At 65.2% G+C, this 14,374-nt stretch carries 14 protein-coding genes; 6 read left to right on the top strand and 8 right to left on the bottom strand.

The features are described from left to right. Positions 1–14 precede the first annotated feature (14 nt). Positions 15–512: a GNAT family N-acetyltransferase gene (locus GJV37_RS24725; RefSeq protein WP_024765277.1), complete on the top strand. Its 498-nt coding sequence runs from the start codon at positions 15–17 to the stop codon at positions 510–512. Between the two features lie 84 nt (positions 513–596). Then, positions 597–1,502: a DMT family transporter gene (locus GJV37_RS24730; protein WP_038803402.1), complete on the top strand. Its 906-nt coding sequence runs from the start codon at positions 597–599 to the stop codon at positions 1,500–1,502. Between the two features lie 104 nt (positions 1,503–1,606). Here the strand turns inward: GJV37_RS24730 and GJV37_RS24735 are convergent, their stop codons facing one another. From GJV37_RS24735 to GJV37_RS24755, 5 genes are all read right to left on the bottom strand, one after another. Continuing rightward, entirely contained in the window at positions 1,607–2,512 is a 906-nt protein-coding gene (locus GJV37_RS24735) for a DMT family transporter (protein WP_024765276.1), read from the bottom strand. 441 nt (positions 2,513–2,953) lie between these two features. Next, a complete protein-coding gene (locus GJV37_RS24740) occupies positions 2,954–4,048 on the bottom strand; it encodes a polyamine ABC transporter substrate-binding protein (protein ID WP_024765275.1) in 1,095 nt (364 codons plus the stop codon). 211 nt (positions 4,049–4,259) lie between these two features. Next, the gene (gene cysK, locus GJV37_RS24745) at positions 4,260–5,234 is read right to left on the bottom strand and encodes a cysteine synthase A (RefSeq protein WP_037009637.1); all 975 of its coding nucleotides are present in this window, start codon (positions 5,232–5,234) and stop codon (positions 4,260–4,262) included. A gap of 80 nt (positions 5,235–5,314) precedes the next feature. Continuing rightward, a complete protein-coding gene (locus tag GJV37_RS24750; protein WP_024765273.1) occupies positions 5,315–5,515 on the bottom strand; it encodes a helix-turn-helix transcriptional regulator in 201 nt (66 codons plus the stop codon). 18 nt (positions 5,516–5,533) lie between these two features. Next, on the bottom strand, positions 5,534–5,923 hold the full coding sequence (locus tag GJV37_RS24755; RefSeq protein ID WP_084358891.1) for a hypothetical protein: 390 nt from the start codon (positions 5,921–5,923) through the stop codon (positions 5,534–5,536). Positions 5,924–6,154: 231 nt separating this feature from the next. On the opposite strand from GJV37_RS24755, the gene GJV37_RS24760 reads away from it, so the two are divergent. The 4 genes from GJV37_RS24760 (at position 6,155) to GJV37_RS24775 (ending at position 9,877) form a co-directional block, all read left to right on the top strand. Next, the gene (locus GJV37_RS24760) at positions 6,155–7,000 is read left to right on the top strand and encodes an AAA family ATPase (RefSeq protein WP_015476360.1); all 846 of its coding nucleotides are present in this window, start codon (positions 6,155–6,157) and stop codon (positions 6,998–7,000) included. 144 nt (positions 7,001–7,144) lie between these two features. Then, the gene (locus GJV37_RS24765) at positions 7,145–8,326 is read left to right on the top strand and encodes a vWA domain-containing protein (protein WP_015476361.1); all 1,182 of its coding nucleotides are present in this window, start codon (positions 7,145–7,147) and stop codon (positions 8,324–8,326) included. A 208-nt stretch (positions 8,327–8,534) separates the two neighbouring features. Then, positions 8,535–9,554 (top strand): AraC family transcriptional regulator, encoded by a 1,020-nt coding sequence (locus tag GJV37_RS24770; RefSeq protein ID WP_024765271.1) that lies wholly within the window; start codon positions 8,535–8,537, stop codon positions 9,552–9,554. Positions 9,555–9,661: 107 nt separating this feature from the next. Beyond that, positions 9,662–9,877: a DUF3079 domain-containing protein gene (locus GJV37_RS24775; protein WP_024765270.1), complete on the top strand. Its 216-nt coding sequence runs from the start codon at positions 9,662–9,664 to the stop codon at positions 9,875–9,877. A 75-nt stretch (positions 9,878–9,952) separates the two neighbouring features. On the opposite strand, the gene GJV37_RS24780 is transcribed toward GJV37_RS24775, so the two are convergent. The 3 genes from GJV37_RS24780 to GJV37_RS24790 form a co-directional block, all read right to left on the bottom strand. Next, complete coding sequence (locus GJV37_RS24780) at positions 9,953–10,519, bottom strand: hypothetical protein (protein ID WP_193453025.1); 567 nt, start codon at positions 10,517–10,519, stop codon at positions 9,953–9,955. Between the two features lie 133 nt (positions 10,520–10,652). Next, positions 10,653–11,699, bottom strand: a complete 1,047-nt coding sequence (locus GJV37_RS24785) for a class I SAM-dependent methyltransferase (RefSeq protein WP_024765268.1) — start codon at positions 11,697–11,699, stop codon at positions 10,653–10,655. A 199-nt stretch (positions 11,700–11,898) separates the two neighbouring features. Continuing rightward, the gene (locus GJV37_RS24790) at positions 11,899–14,358 is read right to left on the bottom strand and encodes a DUF3772 domain-containing protein (protein ID WP_193453026.1); all 2,460 of its coding nucleotides are present in this window, start codon (positions 14,356–14,358) and stop codon (positions 11,899–11,901) included. Between the last annotated feature and the right edge of the window lie 16 nt (positions 14,359–14,374).

A 14,374-nucleotide genomic window follows, 5' to 3' on the forward strand; every position in this document is an offset into this window, starting at 1 on the left:
GGAGCCGACAAGCGATGGATGACTTTCACATCGAACGCTGCACGGAGCAGCATATCAGTGGCCTGTGTACCCTCTACAACGATCCTGCCGTGGCCCGCCAGGTGCTGCAGATGCCGTACCAGGCGCCGGACCTGTGGCGCAAGCGGCTGGTGCTGGATGACGAGCGCCGGGTAACGCTGATGGCGATGCACCAGGATCAGGTGATCGGCAGCGCGAGCATCGAACAGTTCCCGCGCGTGCGGCGCAGCCATTGCGGCAGCATCGGCATGGGCGTCGCGGTTGCCTGGCAGGGCCGCGGCGTCGGCACGCGGCTGCTGGCCGAGTTGCTGGAGGTTGCGGACAACTGGATGGCCCTGCGCCGCGTCGAGCTGACTGTCTACACCGATAACGCTCCGGCCATCGCGCTGTACCGCAAGTTCGGTTTCGAAGTGGAAGGGCAATTGCGCGAGTACGCCATTCGCGACGGCATCTACGCCGACGTGCTGAGCATGGCGCGCCTTCGGGGCAGTTGACCGTGGACTTTGAAAGTCAGCTGTGGATGGATGTGATTTTCCACCGGCGTAGTCTGGTGGCTTACCTGCCCTGGAGCTGCCTTGATGAATCCCGCCGCCCTGCTGAACCTGCTCGCCCTGGCCGCCATCTGGGGTGCCAGCTTTCTGTTCATGCGCCAGCTGGTGCCGGCCATCGGGGTGATGCCGACGGCCTTCTTCCGCGTCTTTCTGTCCGCCGTCGGGTTGGTGGTGATCCTGCTGGCGATGCGCACGCGCTGGGACTTTCGCGGCAAGCTCGGGCGCATCCTGCTCATCGGCGTGATCAGCTCGGGCATCCCGGTACTGATGTACAGCCTGGCGGCCCAGTTCCTGCCGGCCGGCTACTCGGCGATCTTCAACGCCACGACGCCGCTGATGGGGGTGCTGATCGGCTCGCTGCTCTTCGGCGAGGCGCTGACTGGCGCCAAGTCGCTGGGTGTGCTGCTGGGGTTGGCAGGCGTAGCGGTGCTGACCCGTGCCGGCCCGGCTCCCTTCGATGCCGGCTTGCTCTGGGGCGCTGCCGCCTGCCTGGTGGCGACCACCTGCTACGGCTTCGCCGGCTTCATCACCAAGCGCTGGATCAACGACCAGGGCGGGCTGGATTTCGGCGTTTCTGCCCTTGGCAGCCAGACCGGCGCGACGCTGTGCCTGCTGCCGTTCTTCCTCGGCACCAGCCTGGACATGCCGCTGGCGCCGCTGCTGGAACCGAAAGTCCTGCTGGCCCTGGCCGGGTTGGGTTTTCTCTGCACGTCCTTCGCCTATGTCCTGTACTTCCGCCTGCTGGCCAGCATCGGTCCGCTGAAGACCATGACAGTGACTTTCCTGATTCCGCCCTTCGGCGTGTTCTGGGGCGTGCTGCTGCTGGACGAGTCGCTGTCCTGGGCGCACCTGCAGGGTGGCGTGCTGATCGCCGCGGCGCTGTGGCTGGTGCTGCGGCCGGCGCCGGTGGCGAAGGTGGAAGCGGCGCGGTGAGAGCTACGGATATTCCCTGATGGTTTGTGCTGGCGGGTTTCCCTCTCCCCAGCCCTCTCCCTGAAGGGAGAGGGTCAGGGAGAGGGAGCAGGCTCCACGGTGGACTACCCGTTATCCACCGCTTGTGCGTTTCCAGCGCCCCGCGCCGGAGCCGTCTTGCGAAACACCAGCATCAACCCCATCACGATCAGCCCCATGCCCAGTAGGCCGAGGGCGGACAGGCGATTGCCGAACACCGCGTAATCCATCAGCGCCGTTACCGCCGGCACCAGATAGAACAGGCTGGTGACGTTGACCAGATTTCCCGCCGCGATCATCCGGTACAGCAGCACGGTGGCCAGCACCGAGACCATCAGTCCCATCCACAGCGCGCTGAGGATGAATGCGGCATTCCATTCCACGTGCAGCGGCTGGAAGGGCGCGACGGCAACGCAGAGCATCAGTCCGGCGATGTACTGCAAGGGCAGGGTGCCCAGCGGGTTCTCGCGGATGTTCTTCTGCAGGATCGAGCCGCCGGTGATCGACAGCAGCGCCAGCAGGCAGCAGGCCAGACCGGCAAACGTAAGCCCCGAGAGCCCGATGCTCTGGTAAACCACCATCACCAGCCCGACCAACCCCAGCGCCAGGCCGCCCAGGCGCAGCGCCGAGTGTCGACGTTCGAGCAGGAAGCTGGTCAGCATCGGCTGCACACCCAGCACCGTGGCGATGACGCCGGGGGTGACGTGCAGGTCCAGCGCCATCAGGTAGAAGATCGGGTAGATGCCCAGCATCACCAGGCCGGTGAGCACGGCGTGGCGCACTTGCTTGCGCTCGCGCGGCCAGCGCAGGCCGATCAGCGGGGAAATGGCCAGCAGCGCCACCAGTGCGGTGCCGAAGCGAGCGATCAGAAACACCATCGGCGAGGCATGGGCCAGGCCCCACTTGCTGATGATGGCGGCGCTGCTCCACAGCAGCACGAACAGGGAAGTACTGGCCAGGGTGGCCAGGGACGAACGGTTGAACGAAATCATGCAATGCACCTGTCGTCAGGCAGATCACGACCGGCCTGCGTAGGGCCGGACACATACCGGGGTCGCGTCAGTGAGGCGCGGAAAACCAGGCGATGGAAAACGCGGGTGGCGTCAGAAGCTCACGCCGGGTGGCGGGTAGGCCGCACCGGGAGGCGGAGGCGACGCGACAGCGACGACAGGAGGGGGCGGAGGACAGGCCGCGCCCGCACCCGCGCCGCATGCCGGGGAGGCTGCAGCGATGATTGCCGGATCGGGCAACGGGTATCGGGACATGGAAGGCGAACCTGTTCAGTGGTGCAGCAACGGCGCTGCGTGGGCTGACTATAGCGGGCGTTGCGCGAGTAGGCGAGCCCTGTGCGAGTCGCGCGGCAATCTGCGATTCCTGCGACGAAAAACGACAACGCGCGGTCGGAGCCGCGCGTTGTCAGGCAAGGGTGACGCTTACTTGCCGGTCTTGATGGTGTTCCAGGTGCGGGTACGTACGCGGTCGATCTTCATCGGCATGGATTCGAGGGCGAACAGCTTGGCCATCTTGTCCTGCGGCGGGTAGATCGCCGGATCGGCCTTGATCGCCTTGTCCACCAGCGGGTCGGCAGCCAGGTTGCCGTTGGCGTAGTGCACGTAGTTGCTCACGCCGGCCATCACTTCGGGGCGCAGCAGGTAGTTCATGAAGGCGTAGGCGGCTTTCTCATCCGGCGCGTCGTTCGGCATGGCGACCATGTCGAACCACAGCGGCGAGCCTTCCTTCGGGGTGGAGTACTGGATTTCCACGCCGTTCTTGGCTTCCTTGGCACGGGTGGCGGCCTGCAGAATGTCGCCGGAGAAGCCGACGGCCACGCAGATTTCGCCGTTCGCCAGGTCGCTGACGTACTTGGAGGAGTGGAAGTAGCGGATGTACGGACGCACCTTGAGCAGCGCTTCCTCGGCCTTCTTGTAGTCATCCAGCTTCTGGCTGTGATGCGGCAGGCCCAGGTAGTTCAGGGTGATCGGCAGCAGTTCCGGACCGTTATCCAGCACCGCTACGCCGCACTTGGCCAGCTTTTCCATGTATTCGGGCTTGAAGAAGATGTCCCAGGAATCGATCGGCGCGTTGTCGCCCAGCACTTCCTTGATCTTCGCCGGGTTGTAGCCGATGCCGGTAGTGCCCCACAGGTAGGGGAAGCCGTGCTCGTTGCCCGGGTCGTTCACTTCCAGCGCCTTCATCAGCACCGGGTTGAGGTTCTTCCAGTTCGGCAGCTGGCTCTTGTCCAGCTTCTTCAGCGCGCCGGCCTGGATCTGCTTGGCCATGAAGTGGTTCGACGGCACCACGATGTCGTAACCGGATTTGCCGGTCATCAGCTTGCCATCGAGGGTTTCGTTGCTGTCGTAGACGTCGTAAGTCGCCTGGATGCCGGTTTCCTTGGTGAAGGTCGGCACGGTGTCCGGGGCGATGTAGTCGGACCAGTTGTAGATCTTGACGCTGTCGGCCTGGGCGGCGCCGGCGGAGACAGCGAGGGAGAGTGCAAGGGTGGAGAGCAACGGGGCGGAAATTTTCATTCTTGTGTTCCTGACAACGGTGCGGAAAGCCCGGGCCATCCGCGAAAGATGGGCGACGCTTCGTCGCGGGCTGGGCAAGAATTAACCATTTTGCCGGAACATGGCGAGAGGCCATGGCTGCCTGCGGGTCCGCAGACAGCGCATGTGGCCCGAGCCGTACCGAGTTGGCACGGCAGGTAGGAGACCGCCCCGCAGAGGGGCGGAATAGAGCTTACTGGACCAGTTCCTGGTCCTCGAACAGACCGTCGAACAGCATACTGGAGAGGTAGCGTTCGCCGGAGTCCGGCAGCACCACGACAATGGTCTTGCCCTGCATGTTCGGTTCTTCGGCCAGCTTCACCGCGGCGGCCATTGCGGCACCGCTGGAGATGCCGCAGAGGATGCCTTCTTCCTGCATCAGGCGCAGGGCCATGTTCTTGGCGTCTTCGTCGGCGATGGTGGCAACGCGGTCGACCAGGGACAGGTCGAGGTTCTTCGGCACGAAACCGGCACCGATGCCCTGGATCTTGTGCGGGCTGGGCTTGACCTCTTCGCCGGCCAGGGTCTGGCTGATCACCGGCGAGCCGACAGGCTCCACGGCCACCGAGAGGATCGGCTTGCCCCTGGTGTTCTTGATGTAGCGCGACACGCCGGTGAGGGTGCCGCCGGTGCCGACGCCGGCCACCAGCACGTCCACCGCGCCGTCGGTGTCGTTCCAGATTTCCGGGCCGGTGGTCTTCTCGTGGATCGCCGGGTTCGCGGGGTTGTCGAACTGCGCCGGCATGAAGTACTTCGCCGGGTCGCTGGCGAGGATTTCCTCGGCCTTGGCGATGGCGCCCTTCATGCCCTTGGCCGGCTCGGTCAGCACCAGCTCGGCGCCCAGGGCCTTGAGCACCTTGCGGCGCTCCAGGCTCATCGAGGCGGGCATGGTGAGGATCATCTTGTAGCCGCGGGCGGCGGCGACGAAGGCCAGGCCGATGCCGGTGTTGCCGGAGGTCGGCTCGACGATGGTCATGCCCGGCTTCAGGCGGCCGCTGGATTCGGCGTCCCAGATCATGTTGGCGCCGATCCGGCACTTCACCGAGTAACCGGGGTTGCGGCCTTCGATCTTGGCCAGGATGGTGACGCCGCGCGGGGCGATGCGGTTGATCTGGACCAGCGGCGTATTGCCGATGGACTGCGCGTTGTCGGCGTAGATGCGGCTCATGATGCGTTCCTTAGGTTGGAGCGGTGCAGACCCAGCAGCCTATGCCCGGCGGGCGTTCGCGTCCAGTCGAGGCGCCCAGCTCAGTCGGGCTGCGCGTCGCTGAAGATGGCCTCGATGGGCAGGCTGAAAACCCGGGCTATACGAAAGGCCAGCGGCAGGCTGGGGTCGAACTTGCCACTCTCGATGGCGATCACGCTCTGCCGCGAAACCCCCAGTTGCGTGGCGAGGTCCTGCTGGCTCCAGCCGTGCTCGGCGCGCAGTTCCTTGAGGCGATTGTGCATGGCTGCTCCTCAGCTCATTCAGACGAAGCGGCGGCGCAGCAGTACCACGGCGACGCCGTAGGCGGCCCAGAACAGCGGGAAGGCGAGGATCACCGGGAAGCGCGGCCAGGCGGCGTATTGTTCGAGGAAGCCCCAGGCGCTGAACAGCCCGACCACCACGCCGCCGGCCAGCATCGCCGCGCGGGACAGGAGGAAACGCAGGAATTCGTCCGGCTCGCTGCGCAGGTAGCGGTCGAACACGTAGAGCATCGCCAGCAGCGGCAACGCCGGAGAGGCGGCGGCCAGGACGCGCAGGGCATAAGGCAGCTGCTGCAGGTCCAGCCCCCAGCTGATCAGCGCCACCAGGGCGGAGTAGATGAACATGAGGGCGGCACAGGACAGGGTATAGCGGCGCAGAGCGGGATTCATCGCGGTCTCCTTGTGATGTAAAGTTAACTTAACATCGAGAATTCTGCGATGTAAAGTAAGCTTGTCATTAACGAGTCAATCGCGATCAGTCGCCCCCTGACCCGCCATTCAATGACTGAATGCCGCGTCTGCGTTCACACTCGCCTTGGGTGCGCGGTATAGTCGCAGCTTGTCCGACCACTCGCCCGGCCCGGCAGAACGCCCGGCCCGCTATCGTTCGAGGATTCACCGATGAAGTTCGAAGGCACCCAGTCCTACGTCGCCACCGACGACCTCAAGCTGGCGGTCAACGCCGCCATCACCCTGCAGCGCCCGCTGCTGGTGAAAGGCGAGCCGGGTACCGGCAAGACCATGCTCGCCGAGCAGCTGGCGGAGTCCTTCGGCGCCAAGCTGATCACCTGGCATATCAAGTCCACTACCAAAGCCCACCAGGGCCTCTACGAGTACGACGCGGTCAGCCGCCTGCGTGACTCGCAGCTGGGCGTGGACAAGGTCCACGACGTGCGCAACTACATCAAGAAGGGCAAGCTCTGGGAGGCCTTCGAGGCCGAAGAGCGCGTGATCCTGCTGATCGACGAGATCGACAAGGCCGACATCGAGTTCCCCAACGACCTGTTGCAGGAACTCGACAAGATGGAGTTCTTCGTTTACGAAACCAACGAAACCATCAAGGCCAAGCAGCGCCCGATCATCATCATCACCTCCAACAACGAGAAGGAACTGCCGGACGCCTTCCTGCGCCGCTGCTTCTTCCACTACATCGCCTTCCCCGACCGCGAGACCCTGCAGAAGATCGTCGACGTGCACTACCCGAAGATCAGCGGCACGCTGGTCAGCGAGGCGCTGGACATCTTCTTCGACGTGCGCAAGGTGCCGGGCCTGAAGAAGAAGCCCTCCACCTCCGAACTGGTGGACTGGCTGAAGCTGCTGATGGCCGACAACATCGGCGAAGCCGTGCTGCGCGAACGCGACCCCACCAAGGCCATCCCGCCGCTGGCTGGCGCCCTGGTGAAGAACGAGCAGGACGTTCAATTGCTTGAGCGTCTTGCCTTCATGAGCCGCCGCGCGAGTCGCTGAGGCTCTTACTCCCTCTCTCTTCAGGGAGAGGGCCGGGGAGAGGGAAATGGCCCCGTGCCGTGCTTGCCCTCTCCCTAACCCTGGCTACGCGCCCCGCTCCGAAGGGAGAGGGGACCGTTACTTGCGATTTCCGAGGGCATCTCCATGCTGCTCAACCTGTTCAACGAAATGCGCGCGGCCAAGGTGCCGGTGTCGGTGCGAGAGCTGCTCGACCTGATCGATGCGCTCAAGCACCGCGTCGTGTTCGCCGACATGGACGAGTTCTACTACCTCGCCCGCACCATCATGGTGAAGGACGAGCGCCATTTCGATAAGTTCGACCGGGCCTTCGGCGCCTACTTCAAGGGCCTGGAAAAGCTCGACGACCACCTCAAGGCGCTGATCCCCGAAGAGTGGCTGCGCAAGGAATTCGAGCGCCTGCTGACCGACGAGGAGCGTGCGCAGATCCAGTCCCTGGGTGGCCTGGACAAGCTCATCGAGGAATTCAAGAAGCGCCTCGAGGAGCAGAAGGAACGCCACGCCGGCGGCAACAAGTGGATCGGCACCGGCGGCACCAGCCCGTTCGGCTCCGGTGGCTTCAACCCCGAAGGCATCCGCGTCGGCGACGCCGGCAAGCGCCAGGGCAAGGCCGCCAAGGTCTGGGACCAGCGCGAGTACAAGAACCTCGACGACCAGGTCGAGTTGGGCACGCGCAACATCAAGATCGCCCTGCGCCGCCTGCGCAAGTTCGCCCGCGAGGGCGCGGCGGAAGAGCTGGATATCGACGGCACCATCGACCACACCGCCAAGGACGCCGGCCTGCTCAACATCCAGATGCGCCCGGAGCGCCGCAACACCGTGAAGCTCCTGCTGCTGCTGGATATCGGCGGTTCGATGGACGCCCACGTGAAGGTCTGCGAGGAACTGTTCTCGGCCTGCAAGACCGAGTTCAAGCACCTCGAATACTTCTACTTCCACAACTTCATCTACGAGTCGGTGTGGAAAAACAACCTGCGCCGCTCCAGCGAACGCACCGCCACCTTCGACCTGCTGCACAAGTACGGGCCGGACTACAAGGTGGTGTTCGTCGGCGACGCCGCCATGGCGCCCTACGAGATCACCCAGGCCGGCGGCAGCGTCGAGCACTGGAACGAGGAAGCCGGCTACGTCTGGATGCAGCGCTTCATGGAGAAGTACAAGAAACTCATCTGGATCAACCCCTACCCCAAGGACACCTGGAACTACACCGCCTCCACCGGCCTCGTGCGCGAGCTGGTGAAGGAGCAGATGTTCCCGCTGACCCTGAGCGGCCTGGAAGAGGGCATGCGCTTTCTCTCCCGTGGTTGAGCCCCGGAACGGTGCGCACGCACCGTTCCGATGTCCGCAAAGGTAACCCTGCCGCGGAGTCTCGAAACTTCCACATCGCGCCCTAGGCCCCGTAAGATGGGGATCGATCCGGCCACGCTGGGTGGCCGGCACGCAACTTGCCTGCTCCTGACCTGTCCCCGTGCTGGTAACACAGGCGGGGCGCCGTAGCGTCTACGATGGGCATCGAATGAATCCTCTGACCTTCTCCCGCTCCACCTGGCTCAACTCCCTGCACATGACGTCGCTGACCGTCGCGCTGATGGAGTCCGAGGGGCACAGCCGCGAGTCCATCCTCGAGGGCAGTGGCATCACCGGCGACGACCTGCTCGACCTGCGTCGGCTGGTCAGCCCCTGGCAGGAACAGCAGGTCTTCAGCAATGTGCAGAATCTCGCCGGCGAGCCCGCACTCGGCCTGCGCCTGGGCGTGCGCACGCGGATCACTGCCTATGGCCTGCTCGGCTATGCGCTGATCTCTGCGCCGACCCTGGGCGAGGCGCTGCGCATCGGCCTGAGTTACCCGGTGTTGCTGGGCACCTACTTCCACCTGGCGCTGGAAGTGGATGGCGACATGGCCTGGCTGGTCGCCACCGGCTATGGCGAGGAAGAAGCGATGCGTCCGTTCAACACCGAATTGTGCCTGGGCTCGCTGAAAGTGGCCTGCGCCGACCTGCTCGGCCAGCCGTTGCCACTGGTGCGCGCAGAGTTCGACTACGAAGGTCCGGTCGATCGCCGCGCGGCCTACGCCACGTTGTTTGGCTGCCAGTTGGGTTTCAACTGTTCGCGCAGCGCCATCGGTTTCCCTGCCAGTTGGCTGGACATGCGCCTGCCTCTGGCGGATGCCGTGACGCACCGTGAGATGCTGGAGCAGTGCCGACGCCAGAACATCGACCTGGCAGCCCGCCGCGCCTGGCTGGACAAGGTCCGCGCAATACTCGGCGAACGCCTGCAGGAGCCGCCGGGTCTGGAAGAACTGGCGCGCCGCCTCAACTGCTCCTCGCGCAGCCTGCGCCGCCACCTGCAGCAACAGCAGACCAGCTACCAGCAATTGCTCGACGAGTTGCGCTTCGCCCGTGCCAAGGAACTGCTGCAGGACGGCGACATGCCGATCTACCGCATCGCCGAGGAGCTGGGCTTCAGCGAGACGGCCAGCCTGCGCCACGCCTTCCAGCGCTGGAGCGGACAGCCGCCCAGTCACTTCCGTGCATAAACGCCGCGCGTGAAATTTCCCTCGGGCTTGTCGTGGATCAAGGAGCCCTTGGATGTCCTGGGCATAGCCTTGAAGAATCCCACAAGGAAACCTCCGAGGGCCTGACCATGGCCAAGAAATTCCCGCTCAACCCGCCGCACCCCGAGCGCATCTGCTGGGGCTGCGACCGTTATTGCCCGGCCACCAACCTGGCCTGTGGCAACGGTGCGGACCGCACCATGCACCCGGCCGAGATGCTCGGCGATGACTGGTATCAATTCGGTGACTGGGGTATCGAGGCGCCGAAAACGATTTCTGCCGTGCAACTGGAGCCTTCCAGCTAGCGCACACCCGCGCCGTTGCGGCGCCGGCCATGAAAAAGCGCGCACTTCCTCCCCGGAATGCGCGCTTTTTCGTCATCAGCCCTTGGCGGGGGTGATGCCGTAGATCTTCTGGAAGCGGGCGATCAGGCCGACCGGCTTCTTCTCTTCCTTCTGCATCAGGTAGACCACGCGCTCGCCGTTGGGGCCGCTGGCGATTTCGGTGTGGCGGAAGATCGGTTCGCCCAGGCCGTTCATGTCGACCATGTCGCCGTAGCGCTGGGCTACATAGATCACGCCTTCCTGGCGGATTTCGCCGTAGAAGCCGGCGGCCGGCGGCAGGCTCTGCTTGTAGAACTGGTAGGAGGCGATCTTCTTCGCGTCCTTGTCTTGGTCCTCGGCGCGGACGACCAGGACGACGTTCTGGCCGAACTTGTCCTTCTCGCCCACTTCCCTGGTGTAGATGGTCTTGCCGGTGACGATATAGTCGCGGTAGACGGCGGCGTCATCGAACAGGTACAGGGTCTCGTCGGTACGCACCAGGTACCAGTCGTCGTTGTTGGGCGTGGCTTCCTTGCTGGCTACCGGAGCCTGGGCGGCGCAGCCAGCGAGGGCGGCGACGAGCAGAGCGAGGGATGCAGCTTTGTTGGCTTTGTTGTTGAACATCTCGGGGGCTTCCTGGGGTTGAAAGCCTGCGAGTTTCAATGGGCCATATAACGGATTGATGACGGGCAAATGACGAATTGTTTCGAAGCTGCAGCGCCCGCTTCACGGGCGCTGCAGGCAATCTCCCGGCGACTCAGGGGCGCGCTTCGAGGATCAGGTTGAACGGGGTTTCGGCTGCCCGGCGGAAGCGGCTGAAACCGGCCTCCTCGAACACTTTGCGCAGGCGCGCTTCGCCTGCCTGGGCGCCGAGCCCCAGGCCGACTTCCTGGGATAGCGAGTTGGGCGTGCAGATAAAGGTGGACGCGGCGTAGAACAGCCGGCCGACCGGGTTCTGGTTGTCGTCCAGGTGATCATTGGCAAAGGGCTCGACCAGCAGCACGGTGCCATCCGCCTTGAGTGCCTGGCGTGCGTGCTGCGCGGCGCCCACCGGGTCGCCCATGTCGTGCAGGCAATCGAAGAAGCAGATCAGGTCGTAGTCGGTGCCGGGGTAATCCTTGGCACTGGCACGCTGGAAGCTGGCGCGACCGGCGACCTCGGCCTGATCCGCGCGCTGGTTGGCCACTTCTATCGAAGGCTGGTGGTAGTCGAAGCCGACAAAATAGGAGGCCGGGAAGGATTGCGCCATGACGATGGTGGAGGCGCCGTGGCCGCAACCGACATCGGCGACCCGCGCGCCATGCTGGAGCTTGTCGACCACATCGTCCAGGGCCGGCAGCCATTCGGCCACCAGGTGCGCGCGGTAGCCAGGGCGGAAAAATTTCTCGGTGCCGGAGAACATGCAGGGGTGGTGATCGCCCCAGGCCAGGGCGCCGTCGCCGCGCATGGCGGCGACCAGCTTGTCCTTGTCGTGGTAGAGCGCGGCGACCACGGAAGCGCCGCCGGCGACGTAGACGGGAGAGTCCTCGATGGCCAGGGCCATCGCCTGCTCTTCGGGCAGGCGGAAGTTGCCGTCCTGGTGCTCCATGTAGCCGGAGGCGGCATGGGCGCTCAGCCATTCGCGCAGCAGGCGGGCATTGCAGCCGCTGCGCTCGGCCAGTTGCGCCGGGCTCAGCCATTGGCCATCGGCCATGGCTTTGTATAGGCCCAGTTCTTCACCCAGGATGATGTTGGCGAGCATCGCCGCGCCACCCATGTCGGTGACCAGCTTGCCCATGAATTCGTTGAGTCTGGCTTCGTCCATCGCGCGAACTCCCATGCGAAGCCGCGGGCATTCCCAGCGGCAACGGAGAAAGGAAGGCGGCAGGCGGCAAGGCCGGGTGCCGCGCCGGGCGCCGGCCAACGACGGGCACGGGACGCTGCGGGCGCAACGGCAACTCCCGCGCGGGACTGTTGCGCGAAGGCCGGTAGCGCGGCAGCCCTACCGGCGTGACTTTCTCATTCTACGGCGGTGGGTTCGCTGCGGCGGCGTCGCCGACTTGCGGTGCTGTCGCTTCGCCAGAGCGTGGCTCGCGCGCCATTTGCGGCCGCTGCAGGATCAGGTTCTGCGCCACGGTCAGGTTGATTCCGGCTTCGCGCAGCCCACTGAAGATGGTGAACAGCAGGTCGCTCTTGGTGCCGTACACCGCCCGTGGGCTGCTGACGTTGCCCGAGGCGGCCAAGGTCAGGCCGGTGGCGCTGAGGTCCTTGAAGGTCACCGAGGGCGCCGGCGTCTCGACGATGTTCTCGTGCTCGGTGTAGGCCTTGAGCATCAGCTCGCGGACCTTCTGCACGTCAGTATCCAGCGGCAGGGTCAGGTTGATGCCGACCACGCCCAGGGCGCTGCCCATGGTCACGTTGCGCACGTTCTGCGAGATGAACTGCGAGTTGGGGACGATGACGGTGGACTGGTCGGACATCTGGATTTCCGTGGCGCGCACGTTGATGCGGCGGATATCGCCCTCCACGCCGCCGGTGAGGCTGACCCAGTCGCCCACCTTCACCGGGCGCTCGGTGAGCAGGATCAGGCCGGAGATGAAGTTCTGCACGATGGCCTGCAGGCCGAAGCCGATACCCACCGACAGGGCGCTGACCACCCAGGTCAGGCTGGTGAGGTTGATGCGCAGCGCCGAGAGCACCAGCAGCACCAGGATGACCATGCCGATGTAGCCCACCAGGGTCACCAGCGAGGCGCGCATGCCGACGTCCATGCTGGTTTCCGGCAGCAGTTCCTCGGCCAGCCAGCGCTTGAGCAGGCGCAGGCCGAACAGCCCGGCGGCCAGCGTGCCCAGGGCGAGCAGGATGTCCTGCGGGACGATGTTCAGGCGGCCCAGGGACTGGCCGCTTTCCACCAGCCGCACCAGGCCCTGGAGCAGCTCGCCGGGGCTGGTGCCGGTGGTGGAGAAGGCGATCAGTATCGTCGACAACACCAGCAGCGTGCGCCCGGCGCCGGTCAGCAGGGTGGCGAACTGCGCCTGGTGGCGCGGGTCGACGCCAAGGTTTTCGGCCAGCCGCGCGCCGATCTTCTGCCTGGGTGACAGCAGCGCTTCGCAGAGGTCGACGAACAGGGTCGTGAGCAGGTAGCCGGTGGCGCAGACCACGCTGGCCCAGAGCAATTTTCCGGCGAGGAAATAGGCCAGCGACAGGTAGCCGGTGACCAGCGCGAGGACGATCAGCAGCACGGTGATCATCATTGCCAGCACGATGATCCCGGCCAACGCGGAGGTCTCGTGCCCCTCGGCTTCGCGGCGAGCCCGGCGGTAGCGGTACAGGGCAATCGAGAAGAGCAGCGCGGTTGCCAGGGCGGTGATGCCGTTCACCGCGACAGTCAATGCCAGGCTGGCACCGCTGGCGCTGTTCAGCCGCTCCTGGGTGCCGAGCACCAGCAGCAGCCAGGCCATCAGCCAGGGGAAGGGGGAGAGCGCATCGGCCACCGGGTCGGGCAGGTCGGGCAGGCGCCAGGACGGTCGCTGCACGGCGAGCAGGGCGCGCCCCAGGCCGGCAGTGAAAGTGCAGAAGATCACCAGTGTCAGCAGTTGGTCGCCCAGGTTGGCCATACTGCCGTTGAGCTGCTCGTGCCAGTCCAGGCCTTCGCGAATCAGCGCGGCGCCGCCGCCCAGGGTGAGGATGGTGGCCAGGCTGACCGCCACGGCGAGCGCGCTGCGGCGCAGGCGGCCCACCGGAATCCAGCGGATCATCGCCTTGGTCAGCAACTGCTCCAGCAGGCGCCGGCCGGGGATCCACAGCAGCGCGCCAGCGATCAGGCAGGCGATGAAGGGCCAGCGGTGTTCCGGTTGCCAGGTCAGGGCGAAGGCGTCGCCGATCTGTCCGCGAATCGCTTGCAGTCGGGACAGGTCATCATCGGTGGGGCGGATCAGGCTGGACCAGAAGCGCGGGCTCAGCGGTGGCGGGTAGCGCGTGGCGATCTGCGAGTTGAACTGGCTGCGGCGCAGGTTGACGATCTGTGCGGCCAGGTCCTGGGCATTCTTGTCCAGTTGGTTGGCGCGATCCTGCTGCTTCTGCTGCTGCTTCTGATCGGCCAGCAGATCGTTGCGCTGATTGGTGAGGCTGGACGCTTCGTTGGGCGTCATCGGGCCGAGGACCTTGAGCTGGTCTTCGGTGCGCGCCAGTTGCGTGGTGATGTCCGCTGCGCTCTGTTCGGCACGGGCCTGGACGCCCAGCGCCGCCTGGCGCAGGTTGGAGAGCAGGCCGTCGTCGCTGTCGGCGGATACCCGCTGGCGGATCAGTTCGAGACGGTCGCTGAGCTGGTCGAGGCTGGCGTCGTCCGGCAGCTCCGGCAGCTCGATGGTGTCGCCGGCCTGGACGTCGGTCGGCTCGTCGGCCAGCACGGCGCCTGCTCCGGCCAGCGACAAGGTGAGCATCAGCAGCACGCGGCTGCAGGCATGCATGAAGGTTTCCCGCATCTTCCCCCATCCTGTG

The sequence above is a fragment of the Pseudomonas nitroreducens genome, assembly GCF_010994165.1.
GTDB lineage: Bacteria > Pseudomonadota > Gammaproteobacteria > Pseudomonadales > Pseudomonadaceae > Pseudomonas > Pseudomonas nitroreducens.

What these genes read in the sequence shown, in the direction of transcription:
- GJV37_RS24780 (WP_193453025.1), bottom strand. Translation starts at nt 10,519, where the DNA reads ATGTTCAACAACAAAGCCAACAAAGCTGCATCCCTCGCTCTGCTCGTC.
- GJV37_RS24730 (WP_038803402.1), top strand. Translation starts at nt 597, where the DNA reads ATGAATCCCGCCGCCCTGCTGAACCTGCTCGCCCTGGCCGCCATCTGG.
- GJV37_RS24775 (WP_024765270.1), top strand. Translation starts at nt 9,662, where the DNA reads ATGGCCAAGAAATTCCCGCTCAACCCGCCGCACCCCGAGCGCATCTGC.
- GJV37_RS24755 (WP_084358891.1), bottom strand. Translation starts at nt 5,923, where the DNA reads ATGAATCCCGCTCTGCGCCGCTATACCCTGTCCTGTGCCGCCCTCATG.
- cysK (WP_037009637.1), bottom strand. Translation starts at nt 5,234, where the DNA reads ATGAGCCGCATCTACGCCGACAACGCGCAGTCCATCGGCAATACGCCG.
- GJV37_RS24750 (WP_024765273.1), bottom strand. Translation starts at nt 5,515, where the DNA reads ATGCACAATCGCCTCAAGGAACTGCGCGCCGAGCACGGCTGGAGCCAG.
- GJV37_RS24725 (WP_024765277.1), top strand. Translation starts at nt 15, where the DNA reads ATGGATGACTTTCACATCGAACGCTGCACGGAGCAGCATATCAGTGGC.
- GJV37_RS24765 (WP_015476361.1), top strand. Translation starts at nt 7,145, where the DNA reads ATGCTGCTCAACCTGTTCAACGAAATGCGCGCGGCCAAGGTGCCGGTG.
- GJV37_RS24735 (WP_024765276.1), bottom strand. Translation starts at nt 2,512, where the DNA reads ATGATTTCGTTCAACCGTTCGTCCCTGGCCACCCTGGCCAGTACTTCC.
- GJV37_RS24760 (WP_015476360.1), top strand. Translation starts at nt 6,155, where the DNA reads ATGAAGTTCGAAGGCACCCAGTCCTACGTCGCCACCGACGACCTCAAG.
- GJV37_RS24785 (WP_024765268.1), bottom strand. Translation starts at nt 11,699, where the DNA reads ATGGACGAAGCCAGACTCAACGAATTCATGGGCAAGCTGGTCACCGAC.
- GJV37_RS24790 (WP_193453026.1), bottom strand. Translation starts at nt 14,358, where the DNA reads ATGCGGGAAACCTTCATGCATGCCTGCAGCCGCGTGCTGCTGATGCTC.
- GJV37_RS24740 (WP_024765275.1), bottom strand. Translation starts at nt 4,048, where the DNA reads ATGAAAATTTCCGCCCCGTTGCTCTCCACCCTTGCACTCTCCCTCGCT.
- GJV37_RS24770 (WP_024765271.1), top strand. Translation starts at nt 8,535, where the DNA reads ATGAATCCTCTGACCTTCTCCCGCTCCACCTGGCTCAACTCCCTGCAC.